This is a genomic window from Shewanella sp. 10N.7, assembly GCF_020806285.1.
Classification (GTDB): Bacteria; Pseudomonadota; Gammaproteobacteria; order Enterobacterales; family Shewanellaceae; genus Shewanella; species Shewanella electrodiphila.
Genome location: NZ_JAJGZS010000015.1, coordinates 1 through 19,405 on the forward strand (window position 1 = coordinate 1; position 19,405 = coordinate 19,405).

Sequence of the window (19,405 nt, forward strand, 5' to 3'; positions counted from 1 at the left end):
ATTACCCGAAACAGGGAAGTATTTGTAAATTAGGTGGGTTTATTATCCATACAAGTCACTCAAAAGGACAAATAACAGTTGGTCTTTGCTCCTTCGTCGCTTATTTTAACCAACTATTATTTGCCTCTTAGTGGGGCGTTATGTTTTTCGATCACTCTGGAGTATTTAATGAGTCTAAATTGGGTTGATGTTGCGGATACAATGGTGAAAATTGGATTTGGGTCAATTATTACTGCTGTTTCGGGTTATGCTGTATTAAAAAGAACCCAATCTCATGATGTTGAAAAAGAAGTTAGAAATAAATTCTATAATGCACAAGATGTAAGGAAAGATAAATACGTTGAGTTTTTAGCTCAAACTCAGACGATGGTGCAAAAATACCTATTTTCTCATTGTTCGTGTCAGGAATCTGATTATACCGATTTACTTCGAATTTATAATGAAGTCCAAATAATATCTTGTAATGATGTAAGAATTAAGGCGTTTGAATTAATTAACGCTGTAAATGAAATTATTATGTTTAATAGCCCTGACGAACATGAACTTAAAATTAAACTAAGAAAAAATGTTAATGATGCAACTGCGCATTTCCAATGTGTCGCTCAAATTGATGTGACAGCAAATTTTTCTATGGCTAAAACATAACAAGGCACTTAAACGCAACTAAAACAGTGGGTTATGTGTTCAATGTATATTGTCGTTATCTACGGATTTGAGGGAACATTTTCTGGAAAAGTAGAATACGAATATACTTTTCCTGAAATAGGCAATCAACATCGCTGCATGCTATTTCTCAAACAAGAAAATGACGATTTAAACTTTGAAATAGCAGCATCAGAAATTGGTAAATTTGGCTTTGGTGACTTATCAAATTTAAAAGGTAATCCTCTTAAAGTTGAAGTGTTAAATACTGAGTCATTTAAAGGCTTTACTGGTTTTTATGAGGAAGCATTAGATTCAGGAAGTTCACTAGTGGTGTATCCAAACACCTAACAAGAATTAAAAGCGGGACTGCTTACAGTTTACTCGGTTTAGCTACGCTACACAATTTTAGCAAACTATTACCAGCACCTAATTAGGCGTTAAAGGAATAATTCATGAAATGGAGTTTCTTAATCCTACTCGTTTTATCATTTCCATCGAGTGCAATTATAATGCGACATGATGTAGATGAGTCTCAATATCTAGAATTTGCAAAAGATAATAAATCGATAGTTACCTTTTACGGAAATTATAGAGATAAAGAAATTGTCGAAGGAACTGGGACTCTAATTGCCGAAGATTGGGTGATTACCGCTGCTCATGTCGCCAATTATTTGTTAATTGATGGAAAAGTCAGGTTTAAAGATTCTTACTACAAAATAAAGAAAGTTGTTAAACATCCTGATTGGAAAGATAAGCAATTTCCAAATGATGTAGCGCTTGTCCAGTTACAATCGACTATCCCTAATAGTGAAACTGTTGCTTTATATGACAAAGAAGATGAACTTCATAAAACTTTGACGTTTATCGGTCGCGGGGACTTTGGCACTGGTGAAGTAGGAATTGTTGGTGCTGATGCTCGATTAAGGGCTGCGCAAAATGTTGTCACAGAAACTTCTGGGCAGTGGGTTCGGTTTAAGTTTGATAGTGAACAAGACTCTTTGGCATTAGAGGGTATTAGTGGTCCGGGGGACTCTGGTGGACCCGCACTACTTAAAATGAATAATCGACTTTATATTGTGGGCGTTAGTTCATGGCAAAATGCAGAGCCAACAGAATGGCAAGAAGCTAAATATGGGGTAATTGAAAACTACTCTCGCATTTCATATTTCAAAAAATGGATAGAAAAATCTATGGAGTAGCAACAACATGGTCACCCATTCCATGTGACTAAATATCAAACACTCTATAAGGCTTTAGTTACTGCTTAATATTCGGTGATTAATGATGAAGTATTTAGTCCTTTGGCCATCAGTAAATGAATTTTGGTGTGGGTGTGGGTGTGGGTGAGCAAAGTAAGAATAAGTAAAAGAAACCCAACAACTTTCAAAACAACTGTAAGCATCCGCACAAAAAGCTATTACCTCATCGACACATAAAACCATATAACTTAACGAATATCTAGTTGATAATAGGAGGTCACAGTAAGATAAACCATAATTATTTCATTGATATAGAATTATCATATAATGCTTTGAGGATAAATTTTTCAAATTAACAATAGAGATTAATATGCCTTTTAAGCAGTATCATATTCACAATATTAGTATGTTTTTTCGTGCATGTATTACAGCTCAAACTAACACTTCAATAACGCCTTCAATCGCACAAAGAAAATCAACTGAGACTCTAGCTGTTAATGCATTACTGGCTTTATACCTTGGACTATTTACGTTATTTATGTGGTTCGAGCAATTCAGAATGCCTTATATTCACATGGAAAACTTAGAATTTTATTGGGAATTATTAAAATCAGGTCCGTTTTCTGATGCAGAGATGAACTATAGACCAGTTGCTATGCGTGAAATTGCTGACCTTTATATCTTGCAGTGGGCCCTCTTTGTATTAATACCTTTGTTCGCTTTAATCATTTTTGTCATTGCTCGGTCTAAACTTAAACAAATGCCAATGCATGAAGCTTCTCAAGGGGGAAAACTGTCCACATTCGGCAGAGTATTGGCACTCTTTATTGAAGGTAAAGCGCAGTTTATAATGTTATTTGTAATTGGTTATAGTTTTTTTGCCACGTCAGCGTTTTCCCAATGGATGATAGATGCAGCCAAGGGCCATGCGGACTTCAACATTTATAGCTTGTTTTTTCCGTTAGCGTCGTTACTGCTTGTTTGGCAGTTTATTCGGCCTTTTGCCACTTACTATGTAATTACAATTAACAAAAAACAGTAATCATGCCCTATCGTGAATAAACAGTCCTTATCCCCAAATCGTTGTCCAGCTCGAAAATTTCAAAGCTCGTGGGGGAGTTGTCTAGGCCTCGGTATTCAACCTTCTTTGAAAATAATTTTTCAAAGAAGGTTGTAGTTCATTAATTAGCCCACCCAGTCTAGCTTTATGTTATAACTTCAAAATAATGGGTGGCTATGTATTAGCTATAAAAAGATCTTTTAATGAAAGTCTAATTAACACTATAGCCTTTACCCTCTAGGCAAGCTGCGCGAGCTTGATAAAAGTTTTCCTCGCCTTGGGCATTTGCAGTTTGTACCTGAGCCTGTTGTTGCGCAGCTTGCTGCTGAGCCGCTTGTTGTTGCTGTTCAACTTGTTGAATATTACTGCGGCGACTTTGACGTCTTGCTGCCACAGCGCCAATAGCGGCTCCATTTTGCGCAGCGTCACTACGATCATCATCACCAAATTCGGCAATCATAGCGCCAGCGGCTGCACCAGCCATAGCTCCTCGCATGCCAGAGCCTCTATCAGCAGAGTCATTACTATCTGGTGTAACTTGCGTCGGTTGTGTTGTTGTGGCGATAGTTTGTGGCTGACTTGGGTTATAGCCAGTTTGCGATACAGCCCAACTATTACAGCTTGCCTCATCACTAGCCTGTAGCTCTGAACTTTGATTTTGCTGAGGAAAAACATACTGCTCAGCATAACTACTATTAATGACGGTAAAATTCATCACTGCGGCAACGGCAAAAGTAGATACAAGACCTGCAGTTTTTAGCAATAAAGTCTGATTAAGCTTAGACATAATACCTCCAATAAAAGTTAGATAATCAATTGTTGTTATTCAAGAGCGCAACTGTCATTTACTACATAAGCCATTTGCAACATCAGCTCTGTTTGGCAACCAGATGAATAACTGCGCTTTAACAGCACAAATAATCGCCTATTATTGGCGGATATAGTTACCATTTAACGCCAAAAATAAAATCAAATGAAACCTAACTGAGATATGAATCTCCCCTAAAAGACATGAAGGGAAAGCCAAAGGGAAACGAAAAAGGAAAAGGGAAAACGAAGAAGAATTTAGAAACTATGCTTTGCAGAAGAGTGAGTCTAATTGGCTAAAAACGAGCAAGATGCTCGTTTTGTATTTATTTACTCCCCAAAAAAATTGAGAGCAATGAACTGCAAACTCAGAACAGCCCAAGAAAGCTGGTAAATTAACAAAACATAAACGCAGTTCCACCAGCAAAATTTCTCACTGCAATAATGCTTTTCCCTTGCACCAAACCACAAAGGCTATTAACCCGTTTTTCAATACTTTGTTGTAGTCGAGATTTTAATTTATCCAGATCAATACTCTGGGATTTATATTGATAAAATCGATGTAAATAGATGACCCCGAGACGCTTAGGTGTCATTTTTTGAGTACTGGACTTATCAATTGAACGAAAGTAATAACTTAATTGCTTTCGCTTTCTTGCAACTCGATAAAAACGCTCTGCATTAATCTCACCTTCTCTAAACTCCAATATTGTCTCTTTAAGCGAACCTGTATGCTGTAAAGCCCGCGCAATTCTGTGGCCCACACCAGGAATGCGGTAACTGGCAACACAGGATTTAAAGCGTTTTTTATGTAAAGTATCAGGAATAAACAATGGATCGTAGATAATGGTTAATGGCGTTTCACAATGGCTTGCATCAATATGTGACATATCTTGAACTTGCAGTTCGGTGTGTTTACTCAGCTTTGGATCCCACGGTGCATTAGGTTGCCAATAGGTACTTAGCGGCATGAGTAATAAGGCTTTATCTAGCTTTAACGCTTTGGCATGAAATGCTGCTGCAAAACCGCCTTTACTACAGCCATAACCAATCCGAGCAGGAAATGGGAATAATGAATCAGACAAGTCATCAATAAATGCGGCAAACTTTGCTGAGTCAAAATAATGGGTTTCACCACCAATATGATTAAACGAAATCACATTCATTTTCTTTTTAGCAAAAAACTGAAAACTCCATGCCTGCTGGTCAGCATCAACTTGCTCTTGCGACATCGCATTACTAGAAGGGGGAAATGTCACCATTAAAGGCTCATCAGTATCAAAGATATGATATTGAACCAATACATTGTCAACTTGTAAGCGTACAGATTGGTGATAAGTCAGCATTGTTAACTCCCCAGCTTGCAGTACACCATTTAAAGACATGCACTTGCTAAACGACATAATTTAAATCGCATGCTACAAGACTAAATGGGGGATTCAAAGTGTTAACTCACTTAAGGTTAAATCTACCCCCAGCGTGTAAAAAAACAGCAAGAATGGCGTTACATATGTTAAAGGAATGAGCGTGTTACGCCATTAAAAATTAATTCAACTGTTGATTTTGTCGTCAGCAAATTCACAAGCTTGAACTCAGTTGAGTCAAGCATTGTTAAAATTTCATTCGAAGCTATTAGCCCTCTTTAAATACGCCCACAAAAAACCGAACTACGGCTATCGCCATGAATACCTGTACCAACATATTTAATGACACCGTAATATCAAAACTTGGTGTAAGGTGCAGCGCACTCATGGTTAGCACTACCAGTAAATTAGCACCAATCACTTTTTGCAAAGCTAATTGAGGTGCTGCACAAAGTCGCCAAATCACCACTATATTGACAAAATAGAACATGGCTAAATGCCACACTTCTGTAAAAGAAGGCATGATAAATACATATTCCAACGTCACTAAAGCACCAAAAATACAGATACCGACCAAAGCTTCATTGACAATAAATTTTGGTAATGCAATCAAATTAACAGCCATCACCGCAGACAACATCGGAAACATATAGCCATTAGGTAACGGCGTGTATATCCACAAAGCAAAACTGGTCGCTAATGCCGCCATTACAATTAAGCCATCTTTAATGCGCAACGATAGCGGAAGCGCAATATCCCATTGTTTAACTAACTCCTGCCATGTCAAAGTCACGTTGATATCAGTAAAGGTTTTGCTGTTTTTATCAATACGTGTTGAGGTGCTCAGCAAATAATCTTTAGCTACCTGAATACGCGTCACCATTGATGCGCTCTGCATCAATTTTTCGTTCAGTTGAATAAGGCTATCTTCATTAGAAACGGCTTGCAGTAAAGACACTTTAATCACTTCAGCATCTGCATCTGCATCTGCGCTGTCGACGATACTCTTAGCTTGCTCAAGCCATTGAGTTAAACGCTCAATCGTTTCATAACTCGCAATGGTCAATAGCTTCCACTGTTTACGTTGGTGGGATAATTGGTAACTCCCTGCACTGGGCAAATCTAAAATTAAACTTTGGGATTTGATGCTTTCGGTCATCTTAGCTAAGTTAGCCTGATGGGCTAAAAGCTGATCTATACTCACCTCTTTTTTGCCATTCAAGCAGTCGGTTAGCTCTGCAACTAATTCAGTTAATTGCTCTGTGATGCTGTTGTGTTGTGCATAAAAATTGACTTCAGAATTTATCGGCCAGACAAATCGATACACAAGCGAGAACATCACCACGCCCAGTAATGTTTCTTGTAAGCGAAGAAAAATCATATTGACTGATGTTATATCGTCAAAGCTTCCCATAAAGCATATTAGAGTACATACAATAAACGTAATTCTGACAAAGTATCCGTGTTTGCGATCATAAGACATCACAGTACTAATGCCAGCAAGCAATATAAATGTCCCAATAAATAGCATTCGCTCTTGGGCAAAAAAGGCAATCATTGCAATAGCAATGCTAGCCCCCACTATTGTGCCCATAATACGGTTTTGTGCAGCTTGAATTGAATGGCTATATGATTCATTTGCCGCCAATGTAACAACGGTAATGGCTGCCCAATAAGGCTTTTCCCAGCCAAATAACAATGCCAATACAATGGCACTGGTAAAAGCCAGAGCGACTTTAATGGCTTCTTTAGTAGCAATACCCAACATATTAATCCCCTTTTGCACCATAAATATCAGGTCTGCAGCTTATTAAGCGCCATTAAAAATTTGCACTGAGGCGGTGGTGCCAACACGCAGTTGTACGTCTTCAGGAACATGTTCAATATGGATCTTAACGGGAATACGCTGTGCTAAACGGATCCATTGAAAATTAGGGTTCACATTAGGTAATAGGGTATTACCTGTGCTGCCATCTGACTTAGCAATACCAAAGCCAATGCTTTCAACTTTCGCTTCTATCGGGCTATCTGGGTTCATCATTAACGTCACGCGAGCTTCATCCCCCATATTCACCCCTTGTAAATCAGTTTCTTTAAAGAAACCTTCAATCCAAAAACTGTTCTCATCAATCAAGGCAACAACAGGGTTGTTAGCCACAACCTGGGCGCCTTGCCTAAGGTTTAGATTGGTAATAAAGCCGTCTGTAGGCGCTGTAACATGGGTATAAGCCACATTAAGTTCAGCTTGTTCAACCACTGCATCTGCTGCAGCCAGGTTAGCTTTAGCTGTTTGCACCGCGTTTTGAAAGTTATTCAAATCAAGCTCAGAAACCGTGCCGTGCTTGAGACTCTCAAGTTCCACTGCGCGATGATTTTCATTTTTAGCTTTATCTAATAATGCGCTCGCCTGCATCTGCTTTGCTTTAGCATTACTTAACTCAGCTTGGTAAATACTCGGGTCAATTTCAAACAGTAATTGGCCTTTCTTAACGCGGCTATTATCGTCTACCAGCACGTTCGTTACAGGGCCTGTCACTCTTGGGGTTATTTGAATAATGTGCGCTCTTACTTGGCCGTCACGGGTCCAAGGATTTTCAGCGTAGTTTTGATACTGGCTTAACACTGCTATTGCAGCAATCACAACCATCACCAGTGTGGTAATTATACGAAACATATCGAGCTCCAAAGTCTGATGAGTTAGGTAAAAGCGATAAATCGACTTAATAACACGGTAAATATCACCACCATGCAAAGTTCAACTAATGCTGGCAACGCTATAACGCGCTGCCAACCGAGTTTGCCAGCAACAAATGTAACCGCAACGGTAAGAAAATAAGCTAACATTACAACGATTAACAGCGGCGGAAAGTACACTTCTCCAATCGCAAATTCATGAGGCATTTGTGTCACCAATCGAGTTATAACTATAAAAGGGAGCAGCATCTTTAGATAAGCAATACTGCTAATGACGACTATTGTATCGATTGATTATTGTTTAACGGAATCGCTTAAAGAGGATGAGACCCGTCAAAGTTATTCCCATGACTGGCTCTTGTACCAATGACTGAATAGAGACTATCTTTAATAATATTTAGTGAGGCACGAACATCGTATTCAATGAGCCAATAATCGCTCAAATAAACCATTTTGAGTGGATTTGTTAAAACAAATGATGAGTATGAACAAAGCAGGTAAAGAAATACCTCATAAGCAACTGAATACGCTTGCTTACTGTTTCAATTGATACAGGGTTTAATTACACTGACTCTTGAAGGTAATTTTCTCAATCTGCATCAAATGACGTAGCTTGGCGAGTCACTTAACCAGAAATAATGATAAATGGAGCCCATACCCGATGAATTTTAGCTTAGAGCAATTACGCGCATTCGTTGCGGTTTATGAACAGCGCTCATTTAGTAAAGCTGCAGTTAAGTTAGATAAGCACCGTACAACTATTGGGCAAGTGATTACCAACCTAGAAGATCAAGTCGCAGTAGAGCTGTTTAATCGTGTCGGTCGCAGTGTCGAAGCAACTGAGGATGGAGAACTGCTTTACACTTACGCCAAAACAACGGTTCAACAAGCACTGACTTTCGATAAAATGGCGCTCAGTTTATCTTCTGGTGGGCTTGAATCTATTACTATCGCTTATGGCAGCTTCATGTCTCCCGGGATTTTAAGCGACATTCGTCTTAAGTTGCTGGAAGAGTTTCCCAATATGAAAGTGCACTTTGTAGTGCGCACTAAACCAGAAGTCAAAAAAGGCATTGAAGATGGCAGTATTCATCTGGCTATTGTCAATGTTTACAACAGCAAAGTGGTCAACAGTATTGACTTTACTTTTTTAAAGAATTTAGATTTTTATTTATATACAGGTAGAGAGCACCCATTAGCTACGGCACCTATAAGTAAAACCATGTCTATGATGAAATCATCAAAGCAATTAGTATTGAAAGCCATGATCGATGACGAAATGGAACAAAAAGTCATATTATCTTCAGATCATGAAATCATCGATCAAATGACATTAATACTCAGATTACTCGAAGCGAATGTTGGCTGGGCTTTATTGCCTAGCTTAGTATCCATGTCACCAAGCTTCAAAGACAAAGTCGTTACGTTCAAGTCTGAACAAGTTCTTGATCATATTAGTGTCCCTGTAGCGCTATGGGCACCGTATTCAAAACAAATTGCGCCAATTAAAGCGATTATCTCCAAAATCTTTGCAGAGTTTGTCTACCCTCAAATTTCAGAGTAACTTAACGGTTAGTTACTTTTCTTTTAACGGCTTATTGAGCACAATCAATAAGCCGTTTTTCATCCGTTTCACTCTTCACTTCTCACTTTTTACTCGGTCTGAATAGGATGCAGCTTCACGACTTACCTCTTTTTTATATCTCTTAAGGGATATTTCTGCAAATATTACTCAAATATAATAATCTCCCCCCTAGACTCCTAACTTCTATTTCACTGATAAAAATCAACAACCTAAAACACAAAACCACTCTATTTTCTCTCAGGATACAAACCTACAGAGGATTCGATCCATCAAATGGGATTAATTGTGTCTAGTTTCCTGCCCTAATATTGCTGCCGAAACCACGAACTATCACTCACATTCAGTTCAATAGTGAATCAGTCAATGGTTCAAATTAACCAGTAATTATTCACTTTTGAATTAAATTTTAAGGCAGCAAATATTATGAGCATTATCGAAAATCTATTTGCCGTATCTCCTTACATCGCTTTATTTATTACACTCGCGTTAGGTTACCTCATCGGTAAAATCACCATCGGCCGTTTTGTGCTTGGTGGCGTAGCAGGAACCTTAATCATGGGCGTGTTAATTGGCCAATTTGGAGTACAAATAGACCCAGGTGTAAAAACCATTTTCTTCGCGTTATTCATTTACGCAGTCGGTTATCAAGGCGGACCACAATTTTTCAGTGCGCTTAACTTCAGAACCATCAACATCTTGTTATCTGCAGTTGTTATGACAGTCACAGGTTTACTCTGTGTACTTGCTGCAGCATTGATGTTTGATCTTGATAGCGGCACAGCAGCAGGTCTTGCAGCAGGTGGCTTAACACAATCAGCCATTATCGGTACAGCAGGTGATGCTATATCACAGCTAGGTAACGTCACCGAAGAAGCTAAACAGTTGATGCAAACCAACGTAGCAGTCGGTTATGCCGTGACCTACATCTTTGGTTCATTAGGTCCAATTTTAATGGTGTCATGGTTAATTCCGACCTTCATGAAATGGGATATCCGCGGCGAAGCACTTAAGCTTGCTGAAAAAATGTCAGACGGAAAACCAGAGCTAGCAGTTGGTGAGTTTAACGCCATTACCGACCTGGTATCTCGTGCTTATCAAATTGATGGCAGCAGCGATTTCATTGGCCGCACTAGTCAACACATCAATAAAGATTTGCTCGATATTGCTATCGAAATGATTGACCGTAACGGTAATGCCATTGAGCTTGATAAAGACATCACAATTCAAGCTGGCGACGTTGTCATTGTCACTGGCCGCCGTGAAGCGATTGCAGGTTATATGAACACTGCAAGCTGTGAAGTTGCTATGCCAAAAGGAATCAGCTTAATTGAAGAAAATCGTCAGCTTATTGCGAAAGATGCCAGCCTAGTGGGTAAAACCATTGCTGAAGTTAAAGCAAAAGCCAATGCGGATACTTACCGTGGCGTTTATGTCACCGACATTATTCGTGGTGGTCATTCACAAATTGTCGACGCTGACTTTATCGTCGCTAAAGACGACATCATACAGCTAACGGGTACCGCTAAAGACATTAACCGTGTAGAGAAAAATATTGGTAAGCGTTTAGGCTCAGCCGTTGCCACTGATTATATCTTCTTTGGTTTAGGTATGGTGGCTGGTCTACTAATTGGCCTAATCAGTTTCGAAATTGCCGGTATTCCCGTCACAATTGGTTCTGGCGCGGGTTGTTTAATCTCAGGCTTATTCGTGGGTTGGTTACGTAGCCGTAAACCTGCTATTGGCTCACTACCTTTAGGCGCTTCTACCTTCTTACGTGACTTTGGTTTAGCTGTGTTTGTCGGCATTGTTGGCTTGCAAGCGGGCCCAGAAGCCATTAATACCATGAAAGAACACGGTTTAACTTTATTATTCTTGGGTATGGCAGTGACCATTATTCCACAAATCATTTCATTCTTTATTTCTTACTACGTATTGAAAATTAAGAACCCAATTGAAGCATTAGCTTGTGTTTCTGGTGGCCGCAGCGCTAACCCAGCATTCGCAGCCTTACTTGAAAAAGCAGGCAACGCGACACCAGTATTTGCTTTCACAGTGACTTATGCCATTGCCAATGTATTGCTCACCCTTTGGGGCCCTATCATTGTCGGCATCGTGTCAACTCAGTAATTTCAAAGTAATAGCTTCAAATTTAACAACATTTCGGCGAGTGAGTTCACTCAACTAGCTCGCCAATATCAGATTTTCAAATATCAAAAGGTACAAACTATGAACAATCAAAACACTAACGACCTAATGGCAATCGATTTCACTCAATTTGCAGACTTAAGCCCATTTGAACTGAAAGATAAACTTATCGAAGTTGCACAATCAGTACCTGATCGCACTTTGTTAGATGCTGGCCGTGGTAACCCAAACTTTTTAGCCACCTTGCCACGTAAAGCGTTCCTTCGTTTAGGTGACTTCGCACTAGAAGAGTCAGAGCGCAGCTACTCATACCTCAATCAAGGGTTTGGCGGTATCCCAGATGGTGACGGTGTTGTCGCCCGTTTCGATACCTTTGCTAAAGCGAATCAAGGTCGTGAAGGCGTTGAGTTTTTACAAAAAGCGATTAGCTATGCCAAAGACCGTTTAGGCATCGAAAAGCAGTCTTTCTTACATGAATTTGTTAACGCATTCCTTGCCTGTAACTACCCAGTACCATCACGTATGCTAACTAACATTGAAAAAGTCGTTAAGCAATACATCGGCGAAGAAATGTATGGTGATTTGCCAATGAATTCTGACTTTGATTTGTTTGCAACTGAAGGCGGCACTGCGTCAATGACCTATACCTTCGCCACAATGGCAAACAATGGTCTGCTTAAAAAAGGCGACAAAGTGGCACTTATCACGCCAATCTTTACCCCTTACTTAGAAATTCCAGAGCTTGCTGAGTACGACCTAGAAGTCGTTGAAATTCGCCTTGATGAAACCACATGGCAGTTACCGCAATCAGAAATTGAAAAATTAGCTGATACTGATATCAAACTACTTTGTGTGGTTAACCCAGCAAACCCAGCGTCAGTGAAATTTTCTGACGATACACTGAACCGCTTAACTGACTTTGTAAACACCCAACGTAGTGACTTATTTATCATTACTGATGACGTATACAGCACCTTTGCAGACAACTTTGTGTCACTGTTTGCAAAACTGCCATACAACACTTTATGTGTGTACTCATTCTCAAAATACTTCGGTGCAACCGGCTGGCGTTTAGGCACCATTGGTATCCATCACAGCAATGTGTTTGATGATGCTATGCGTGCCCTACCTGAAGCTCATCAGCTAGAACTTGATAACCGCTACAAAACGATCACTCCTGATCCACGTAGCATCAAATTTATCGACCGTATCGTTGCTGATAGCCGCGCGGTAGCACTAAACCACACCGCTGGTTTAGCATTACCACAGCAAGTTCAAATGGCGTTGTTCTCTTTAAATTGCTTAATGGATTTAGAAGACAACTACAAAGCAGCTTGTAAACGCATTATCCGTGAACGTTACATCACCCTTTACAAAAATATGGGGATTGAAGTTGAAGAAAACGTCGACCGTGTTGATTACTACACCTTACTAGAGCTAGACACTTTAGGTGGCAAACTTTATGGTGAAGCGTTTGTTGAATGGTTCAAAGACAGCGGTAAAGGCAAAGACTTCCTATTCCGTTTAGCTCACAAAACGGGAGTTATCTTACTTCCAGGTAAAGGCTTTGACGTCGTGCATCCATCAGTACGCGTTTCTTTAGCAAACTTAACTCATCACGAATACGAGTTAATTGGCCGTGAAACACGCTCAGTATTGAACGATTACTTTACTGAGTTTCAAGCAGCTACTGCGTAATGAATAACACCTGTATTGGCTCACTTAACTGAGCCAGTACTCGTGACAGTAATCGTGCCAAACTATTACTAAAACTATTACTAAAACTATTACTAAAACTATTACCAGTAATAACCGTCAATACTATTGTAAATACTAACGCCAATCATTAGATTGGCGTGTTTGTATGCTCGAATAGCTTTTCTAAGAATCTTCATAAAACCTTGTGCATAAGAAAGCCTTACTGGTGGATTTCATCCATCAACAAGGATTATGACTATTCAAGATCACAGACTATCATTAGCCATATTGAAATCAATCGCGTAAGCCTTTATAAGCTAACGTTAACCAGCAGCATCATTGTCAGAACATGGCATTCTTCCAGTATTGTGCTCGCATTGTTCATCACAACTTTACTTATAATAGGTCATTACATGAAAGGTATTATTTCAATTCAATCTCACGTGGTATTTGGGCATGCAGGTAACAGTTCTGCCGTGTTCCCTCTGCAGCGCATGGGCATGGAAGTGTGGCCTATTCATACGGTACAATTTTCAAATCACACCCAATATAAACAAGGTTGGAAAGGTCGTGCATTTTCTGCTGACGACATCAACCAACTTGTGGCAGGTATCGACAACATAGGTAAACTGGCGGATTGCCAAGCGATACTTTCAGGTTATCAAGGCAGTGCAGAACAATGCCAGGCAATTATTCATACCGTTAACAGTGTAAAACAACAAAACCCTGATGCGATTTATGTGTGCGATCCTGTGATGGGCGATCCTGAAAAAGGCTGCATTCTGGCAGACGGGATCACTGAGCAATTAATCAATGATGTCATGCCTATCGCAGATGTCATTGTGCCTAACCAATTTGAATTAACTCAATTTACAGGCATGGAAATCAATAACCTAGAACAAGCAAAACTCGCCTGCGAAAAAGCACTGACTCTAGGACCTAAAATCGTATTAGTAAAGCACCTGCACTCTATTGCTGATGACACCTTTACCATGATGTTAGCCACTGCAGATGGCATGTATATTTCCCAGCGACCACAGCTTGAATTTAACCGCCAGCCTGTTGGTGTGGGTGATTTAATATCAGCGTTGTTTACTGGGGGGCTATTACAAGACATGAGCGCAGTAACAGCATTTGAACATGCCACTAACGCTTGTTATGGGGTATTAAAAGAAACCCATAAAAGGCAAGAGTGGGAGCTACAAACCATTGCAGCTCAAGCTGAACTCGTTCAGCCAACTGAAGTATTTCACGCCAAAGTTGTTTAAGACTTAGACATAAAAAAGCAGGAATCAATTAGATTCCTGCAAACTAGGTGGGGGGGGAGTTACAACAGTCACTACACACCCAAAGCAGTGACTGCAAGATGTTTCATCCGCTTAGCATTAATAGTTAGCTTGGAATGTTAACCATAATTTATCGGTATCATTTGAAAAGTCATAGCCTTCATCTGCACCGCTGAAGCTGGCATATTTCACACCTAAGCTGTAATGCTTAGCAAATGGGTAAGTAGCAGCAACGCCCCACTCTGTTCCCATATCAATATCGCCATAATCTGATTCAAACTGGTGATATTTGGCTAGTAATTTAAGACCGGCAACTTTACCCGTTAAGATCACATGAGTATCGACTAAACCGTTATCCCAGTTACCTTTTCCGCCAAACAAGAATTTGTCAGTCCAACCGTTAAAGGCATGAAGTGTTGCTAATGGTGTAATAAAGCCAGCTTTACCACTATCAGAACCTAATACTTCATAACCCACTTTTGCGCCAAAGGCGTCAAAATCGATACCCGCACCTAACTTGTAGTAATCCGCGCTGTAACTTACAGGGTTATCACCCCCTTCAGACTGCTGCGCATATTCAGCTTCATAACTGACTTTCAGCGCATCTAATTTGATATTACCCGCAGCTCGAATACCAAAGGTATCAGTAGAAAAGGCAGCAACATCAGTATTATCAATCAAGTAACCATAACCGGTTAAATTAACGAACTCTAAACCTTTATAATTGATATTGATTAAGCTGGTTTCGTTTTCATGTTCTTCTTTACCTGAACCTTCAGGGAAAATACGATTTACATTAGCGACATACGCATAGTAAGCCGTCAAGTTTTCAATCGCGGTGTTTTTAATCGAAACCGCATCATAGGTTTGTTCATTTTGACGGAAGCCCACTCCGCCAACAAAACGCTGGTTATCTAATAAAATGCGTTGGCGACCTAATTTAGCTAACGTTTCAGCAGGGCCTTTATACCCAATAAAACCTTGGTTGATTTGGGTATATTTATAATCACCGATCAGTGGTTCATTATCCGTAGAGCGAACATCATCAACTTCCGCTACTGCAAATAAATTATATATATCACCTGTTTGATAAGTTAAACGTGTGCGTAATGTGGTTTGGTTTTGTTGATCCACATTGGCAACATCGACATCTTCATAGCGCAATCTAAATTGCACATTCACTGACGAGTCATCGATAAAGGCTTTTTTCAATGGGTCAACAGTTTCAGTTTCAGCATAGGCCGTAGAAGTCGCTAAACTGGCAAGAACGGCTAATGTGAGGGTACTTAATTTCATTTATTGTAATCCTTTTATTTCATCATCTCGAGTGATGTTATAAAGGTGAAATGAAATGAAATAATTGATCTAGAACAATGTTACAAAAGAGCTACAATTACGCATCAATATTTGTGAGCCAGATCATTAACTTATACTAAATTAGCATACCTCGAAATAGGTATTTTTAGCATTGACTCATATATTATTTACTAAATAATTGATTACCGTTTTACTTTTATCCTGCCAATAAAGCCTAAATAAAAATGACTATCCAAAAAAAGCCTGAAATAAGCATTTCAGGCTTTATTGAATTTTTTCAAAATCGACTTTAAACGGCTCAAAAAAGCTCTTTTTTAATAAGTTTTAATAAAAAAGTTTCACGCTCAATGGATAAACCTTTTTTGTCACTGTTCGTCATGGTATTGAGATTATGTTGAATCGCCTCATCAATATCCATCCACACGGGTTTCATGCCATTATTAATCTCGTGGGACTCAAACTGGGTTTCACCCAATTCACTATCTATCTCGCAGGTATAGCAGTATGACAACATATGGATTAACGTCATGCCATCACGTACCCAAGGGCGATATTCCTCGTACAAGCCAAATTCTTTAATATTACGAATTGATTTAGCGCCAGTTTCTTCTTGTAGTTCTCGTACTAAACCTTGCTCAAACTCTTCATGATCATCAACCCCGCCACCAGGTAAAGTGTAATCATGATAACGCTCGGTATAGAGCATTAAAATAGTATTACCTTGCAGTACAATTGCCCTCGCAGCTCGGCGAGTTAACATTGAGTCTTGCTGTTGAGCAACAAACTGACTAGGTGTGTCGGGGTGGTGGCTGGTTTTTAAATGGCGCATAACAAGATCATCAAAATAAAAACGCGCATGATACGCTATTTTTCATAGGAAATATTCCTTCCCTCATCCAAACGTCAATCAATTTTTAATCAATAAACAAAAGCAAAAATGACCCAACATCAATAGTGCCCCCTCTCATTATTAAAACCTCTGCCATACGCTAACTTGTCACTTATAGCACCGAGACGCGCAAAAAAAGACCAAATAAATCTTTACTTAATAATCTCTATTACGCAATATAACAACATAAGACATTGATAAATAAGGACTTTAACGACACATAACGCTACAACTGTTAAGTAATTGTAATCAACAACTAAAAGAATATTTTTCACTTAAAATAACAAGGACGTCGCTATGAACAAGCTCAAGACTCACGCACCAAAGTTAGCAACAAAGTTAGCAACAAAGTTAGCAACAAAGTTAGCAACGGCAATATCAATCAGTTTATTGGCTTTTACTGCGCAAGCTGATAATCAGCAAAACTCAGCATCTAATGGTTTTCATCACGATATCAGCGCTGCGTATATCGACGATAATGACAACAGCGACAATACTTCAGTATTGGCTGGTTACCGCTATTACTTAAATACTGTCGATACTGATAAAGGACCTTTGGCGCTGAATACCTTTTTGGCACAATCATCCAATATTGGGGTGAATTATATAAAGTCAGATTTATCCGAAACGACAAACTATCAAATTGATGGTACCTATGTATTTGCTTCAAAATGGTTTATCGGTGCTAATTACCAGCAAATCAATGATGATTCTGATGGCTGGTTTTATCCTTATGATGAATCACTTTACGGCATTAATCTTGGCTATTATTTTAATGACACATCATCCGTCTCGGTTTTCTATCAAAACCAAAGTGGCTCAGACAATTACCAAAACCCAAATGCTGACAGCCAAGATTGGGTGATGAATGCCAACTTTGATAATCAAGCTGACATCTTTGGTGTTAATCTACAAAGTTATATTCCGATGGAGTCTTTCAGTGGGATTAATTTATTTGCGAGTTGGCAATATCGTGATAGTAACAACAGTAATTTCAGCCAATTGGTAGCTAATGATAACGATCCTCAACGAGCTTTTACCAATACCAATGAGCAAACAATGCATCACCTATACCTTGCTGCTGATTTTTATATTAATCATGCATGGTCAATCGGTGTAAATTACGCTTGGCAAGATGTCGATGGGACTTTTGTAATTAAAAACAGCTTGCTTCCTGATGACTCCGTAAACCACTATTCCGATAGCTTTAATCATTATGGGGTCAACACCGCTTACTGGTGGCAATTGTCTCAACATTTTTCAGCTAAATTTAGCGTAGCAAAGCAATTTAATGATGAACTCTCAGACAACTTATTGCTAGGAATTGACATCAATGCTCGCTTTTAAATAGACATCATTTAAATTTTCCTAAATAGCCTGTTGTGGCAGTTCCCCAAAACCTGTCGCAACAAGCCGATAACAATCACGCTGTTTCCCCTCATTTCCTGCACCGTTTCTGCACTTTTTAACGCTAGGATAAACCAAACTCAATTAAGCAAGCGCTTAACAAGTAGACCTCTGTACCTAGAGGCTTGTAAACAGCTCTTGATAACTGCCTATTTATAAATTGCTTTTTATAACAAGTGGAAGCCCTTGCCATGAAACTCTTTGCCCCGACCAAGCAACACTCAATTAGCCTAATAAAGTCAGCCTTATTTGTACTCATCACAAGCACATTACTGGCTTGTGGCAGTAGCGATGATGATACTGCTGTTGAAGATGCTGATGAAGTTATCACCACTCCAGACGACTCTACTGATGATTCAGGTGATGATTCTGATAATGACTCTGGTGATGATTCTGGAGACGACCCTGATAATGAAACGCCTTCAACAGGTTCAACAGATGGTGTGCTGTGTGATTATGTAAATAGCACCTATAACGAATCTGAATCGGTTTATAACACCAGTAATGCCGAGTGGACTTGCGAGGAAGGTGAACGCTTGCTTGATGCTAATGGGATCCCTGATCATGAAGTGGGATTATTTCCTAATGCAAATAATCCAAACAGCATTTATGAGCAAGATGTTTCTGCCAGTTACACCTTAACCCCTGAAGAAAGTAACACTGCTACAACCCTTGGTGGCCCCAGAGGTGTTTTAGGCTATGTACTTAATGGGGTAAAAATTGATGCTAGTACCGCTGGCACTTGTGATGACTCTGGTGATGATTGCAGTTTAGTTGGCAATGACGGCAACTGGAATATTGAAGCATTGGGCCAATCAAGTTTCAACTTTGGCACCGATGACAATAACGCCCATGTTCAACCTGGCGGTGAATACCATTACCATGGCATGCCAGAAGGCTTCGTCACTTTACAAGGTGGTAGCAGCGATAAAATGACCATTATCGGCTGGGCAGCAGATGGCTTTCCTATTTATGCTCGTTACGGCTATAGCATCGCAGACGATGCCAGTTCTGCCATTAAAACCATTACAGGCAGTTATCAGTTAGTGACCAACGCCAGCAGTAGCAGACCATCAACTGACATATATCCATTGGGTACATTCGCGCAAGATTGGGAGTACGTAGCAGGTTCAGGTGATTTGGATGAGTGTAATGGCCGTGTTGGGGTCACTCCTGAGTTTCCTGATGGCATTTATCATTACTATGCCACTGACAGCTACCCCTACTTTCAACGTTGTGTAAAAGGTGAACTGTAAATAACTGTCTAACTATTGGCATCATGATGAAGTCAATGAAGCCATCAAGCATA

At 39.6% G+C, this 19,405-nt stretch carries 17 protein-coding genes; 10 read left to right on the plus strand and 7 right to left on the minus strand.

What is annotated here, in order from left to right; genetic code table 11:
• Positions 1-168 precede the first annotated feature (168 nt).
• The 4 genes from LMH66_RS10845 (at position 169) to LMH66_RS10860 (ending at position 2,886) form a co-directional block, all read left to right on the plus strand.
• Positions 169-645 (plus strand): hypothetical protein, encoded by a 477-nt coding sequence (locus tag LMH66_RS10845; protein WP_229370006.1) that lies wholly within the window; start codon positions 169-171, stop codon positions 643-645.
• 33 nt (positions 646-678) lie between these two features.
• Positions 679-993 (plus strand): hypothetical protein, encoded by a 315-nt coding sequence (locus tag LMH66_RS10850; RefSeq protein ID WP_229370010.1) that lies wholly within the window; start codon positions 679-681, stop codon positions 991-993.
• 104 nt (positions 994-1,097) lie between these two features.
• Positions 1,098-1,844, plus strand: a complete 747-nt coding sequence (locus tag LMH66_RS10855; RefSeq protein WP_229370012.1) for a S1 family peptidase — start codon at positions 1,098-1,100, stop codon at positions 1,842-1,844.
• 574 nt (positions 1,845-2,418) lie between these two features.
• A complete protein-coding gene (locus LMH66_RS10860; protein WP_229370014.1) occupies positions 2,419-2,886 on the plus strand; it encodes a hypothetical protein in 468 nt (155 codons plus the stop codon).
• A gap of 229 nt (positions 2,887-3,115) precedes the next feature.
• Here the strand turns inward: LMH66_RS10860 and LMH66_RS10865 are convergent, their stop codons facing one another.
• The 5 genes from LMH66_RS10865 to LMH66_RS10885 all read right to left on the minus strand — a co-directional run bounded on the left by LMH66_RS10865 (position 3,116) and on the right by LMH66_RS10885 (position 7,976).
• Positions 3,116-3,691, minus strand: a complete 576-nt coding sequence (locus LMH66_RS10865; RefSeq protein ID WP_229370017.1) for a hypothetical protein — start codon at positions 3,689-3,691, stop codon at positions 3,116-3,118.
• A 415-nt stretch (positions 3,692-4,106) separates the two neighbouring features.
• On the minus strand, positions 4,107-5,057 hold the full coding sequence (locus tag LMH66_RS10870; protein ID WP_229370020.1) for a hypothetical protein: 951 nt from the start codon (positions 5,055-5,057) through the stop codon (positions 4,107-4,109).
• Between the two features lie 286 nt (positions 5,058-5,343).
• Entirely contained in the window at positions 5,344-6,843 is a 1,500-nt protein-coding gene (locus tag LMH66_RS10875) for an FUSC family protein (RefSeq protein ID WP_229370022.1), read from the minus strand.
• Positions 6,844-6,885: 42 nt separating this feature from the next.
• On the minus strand, positions 6,886-7,749 hold the full coding sequence (locus LMH66_RS10880; protein ID WP_229370027.1) for an HlyD family secretion protein: 864 nt from the start codon (positions 7,747-7,749) through the stop codon (positions 6,886-6,888).
• 23 nt (positions 7,750-7,772) lie between these two features.
• The gene (locus LMH66_RS10885; protein ID WP_198589612.1) at positions 7,773-7,976 is read right to left on the minus strand and encodes a DUF1656 domain-containing protein; all 204 of its coding nucleotides are present in this window, start codon (positions 7,974-7,976) and stop codon (positions 7,773-7,775) included.
• Between the two features lie 454 nt (positions 7,977-8,430).
• Between LMH66_RS10885 and LMH66_RS10890 the strand changes: the two genes are divergently transcribed.
• The 4 genes from LMH66_RS10890 (at position 8,431) to pdxY (ending at position 14,465) form a co-directional block, all read left to right on the plus strand.
• A complete protein-coding gene (locus LMH66_RS10890) occupies positions 8,431-9,333 on the plus strand; it encodes a LysR family transcriptional regulator (RefSeq protein WP_229370029.1) in 903 nt (300 codons plus the stop codon).
• 444 nt (positions 9,334-9,777) lie between these two features.
• Positions 9,778-11,481, plus strand: a complete 1,704-nt coding sequence (gene aspT, locus LMH66_RS10895; RefSeq protein WP_229370031.1) for an aspartate-alanine antiporter — start codon at positions 9,778-9,780, stop codon at positions 11,479-11,481.
• A 99-nt stretch (positions 11,482-11,580) separates the two neighbouring features.
• A complete protein-coding gene (locus tag LMH66_RS10900; protein ID WP_229370033.1) occupies positions 11,581-13,197 on the plus strand; it encodes a bifunctional aspartate transaminase/aspartate 4-decarboxylase in 1,617 nt (538 codons plus the stop codon).
• A gap of 413 nt (positions 13,198-13,610) precedes the next feature.
• On the plus strand, positions 13,611-14,465 hold the full coding sequence (gene pdxY / locus LMH66_RS10905; protein WP_229370035.1) for a pyridoxal kinase PdxY: 855 nt from the start codon (positions 13,611-13,613) through the stop codon (positions 14,463-14,465).
• Between the two features lie 117 nt (positions 14,466-14,582).
• Here the strand turns inward: pdxY and LMH66_RS10910 are convergent, their stop codons facing one another.
• Together LMH66_RS10910 and LMH66_RS10915 are read right to left on the minus strand one after the other, a co-directional pair.
• Complete coding sequence (locus LMH66_RS10910) at positions 14,583-15,779, minus strand: alginate export family protein (RefSeq protein WP_102529436.1); 1,197 nt, start codon at positions 15,777-15,779, stop codon at positions 14,583-14,585.
• A 319-nt stretch (positions 15,780-16,098) separates the two neighbouring features.
• The gene (locus LMH66_RS10915; protein WP_229370036.1) at positions 16,099-16,629 is read right to left on the minus strand and encodes an NUDIX hydrolase; all 531 of its coding nucleotides are present in this window, start codon (positions 16,627-16,629) and stop codon (positions 16,099-16,101) included.
• A 357-nt stretch (positions 16,630-16,986) separates the two neighbouring features.
• On the opposite strand from LMH66_RS10915, the gene LMH66_RS10920 reads away from it, so the two are divergent.
• Positions 16,987-18,036 carry a putative porin gene (locus LMH66_RS10920; RefSeq protein ID WP_229370037.1) on the plus strand — a complete coding sequence of 350 codons (1,050 nt, stop codon included), beginning with the start codon at positions 16,987-16,989 and terminating at the stop codon, positions 18,034-18,036.
• 251 nt (positions 18,037-18,287) lie between these two features.
• A complete protein-coding gene (locus LMH66_RS10925; RefSeq protein WP_229370038.1) occupies positions 18,288-19,352 on the plus strand; it encodes a YHYH protein in 1,065 nt (354 codons plus the stop codon).
• Positions 19,353-19,405 lie beyond the last annotated feature (53 nt).

Bases quoted from the DNA above. Each gene is read 5' to 3' on its own strand.
- LMH66_RS10845 (WP_229370006.1), top strand. From the start codon at position 169: ATGAGTCTAAATTGGGTTGATGTTGCGGATACAATGGTGAAAATTGGA.
- LMH66_RS10850 (WP_229370010.1), top strand. From the start codon at position 679: ATGTGTTCAATGTATATTGTCGTTATCTACGGATTTGAGGGAACATTT.
- LMH66_RS10855 (WP_229370012.1), top strand. From the start codon at position 1,098: ATGAAATGGAGTTTCTTAATCCTACTCGTTTTATCATTTCCATCGAGT.
- LMH66_RS10860 (WP_229370014.1), top strand. From the start codon at position 2,419: ATGGAAAACTTAGAATTTTATTGGGAATTATTAAAATCAGGTCCGTTT.
- LMH66_RS10865 (WP_229370017.1), bottom strand. From the start codon at position 3,691: ATGTCTAAGCTTAATCAGACTTTATTGCTAAAAACTGCAGGTCTTGTA.
- LMH66_RS10870 (WP_229370020.1), bottom strand. From the start codon at position 5,057: ATGCTGACTTATCACCAATCTGTACGCTTACAAGTTGACAATGTATTG.
- LMH66_RS10875 (WP_229370022.1), bottom strand. From the start codon at position 6,843: ATGTTGGGTATTGCTACTAAAGAAGCCATTAAAGTCGCTCTGGCTTTT.
- LMH66_RS10880 (WP_229370027.1), bottom strand. From the start codon at position 7,749: ATGTTTCGTATAATTACCACACTGGTGATGGTTGTGATTGCTGCAATA.
- LMH66_RS10885 (WP_198589612.1), bottom strand. From the start codon at position 7,976: ATGCCTCATGAATTTGCGATTGGAGAAGTGTACTTTCCGCCGCTGTTA.
- LMH66_RS10890 (WP_229370029.1), top strand. From the start codon at position 8,431: ATGAATTTTAGCTTAGAGCAATTACGCGCATTCGTTGCGGTTTATGAA.
- aspT (WP_229370031.1), top strand. From the start codon at position 9,778: ATGAGCATTATCGAAAATCTATTTGCCGTATCTCCTTACATCGCTTTA.
- LMH66_RS10900 (WP_229370033.1), top strand. From the start codon at position 11,581: ATGAACAATCAAAACACTAACGACCTAATGGCAATCGATTTCACTCAA.
- pdxY (WP_229370035.1), top strand. From the start codon at position 13,611: ATGAAAGGTATTATTTCAATTCAATCTCACGTGGTATTTGGGCATGCA.
- LMH66_RS10910 (WP_102529436.1), bottom strand. From the start codon at position 15,779: ATGAAATTAAGTACCCTCACATTAGCCGTTCTTGCCAGTTTAGCGACT.
- LMH66_RS10915 (WP_229370036.1), bottom strand. From the start codon at position 16,629: ATGCGCCATTTAAAAACCAGCCACCACCCCGACACACCTAGTCAGTTT.
- LMH66_RS10920 (WP_229370037.1), top strand. From the start codon at position 16,987: ATGAACAAGCTCAAGACTCACGCACCAAAGTTAGCAACAAAGTTAGCA.
- LMH66_RS10925 (WP_229370038.1), top strand. From the start codon at position 18,288: ATGAAACTCTTTGCCCCGACCAAGCAACACTCAATTAGCCTAATAAAG.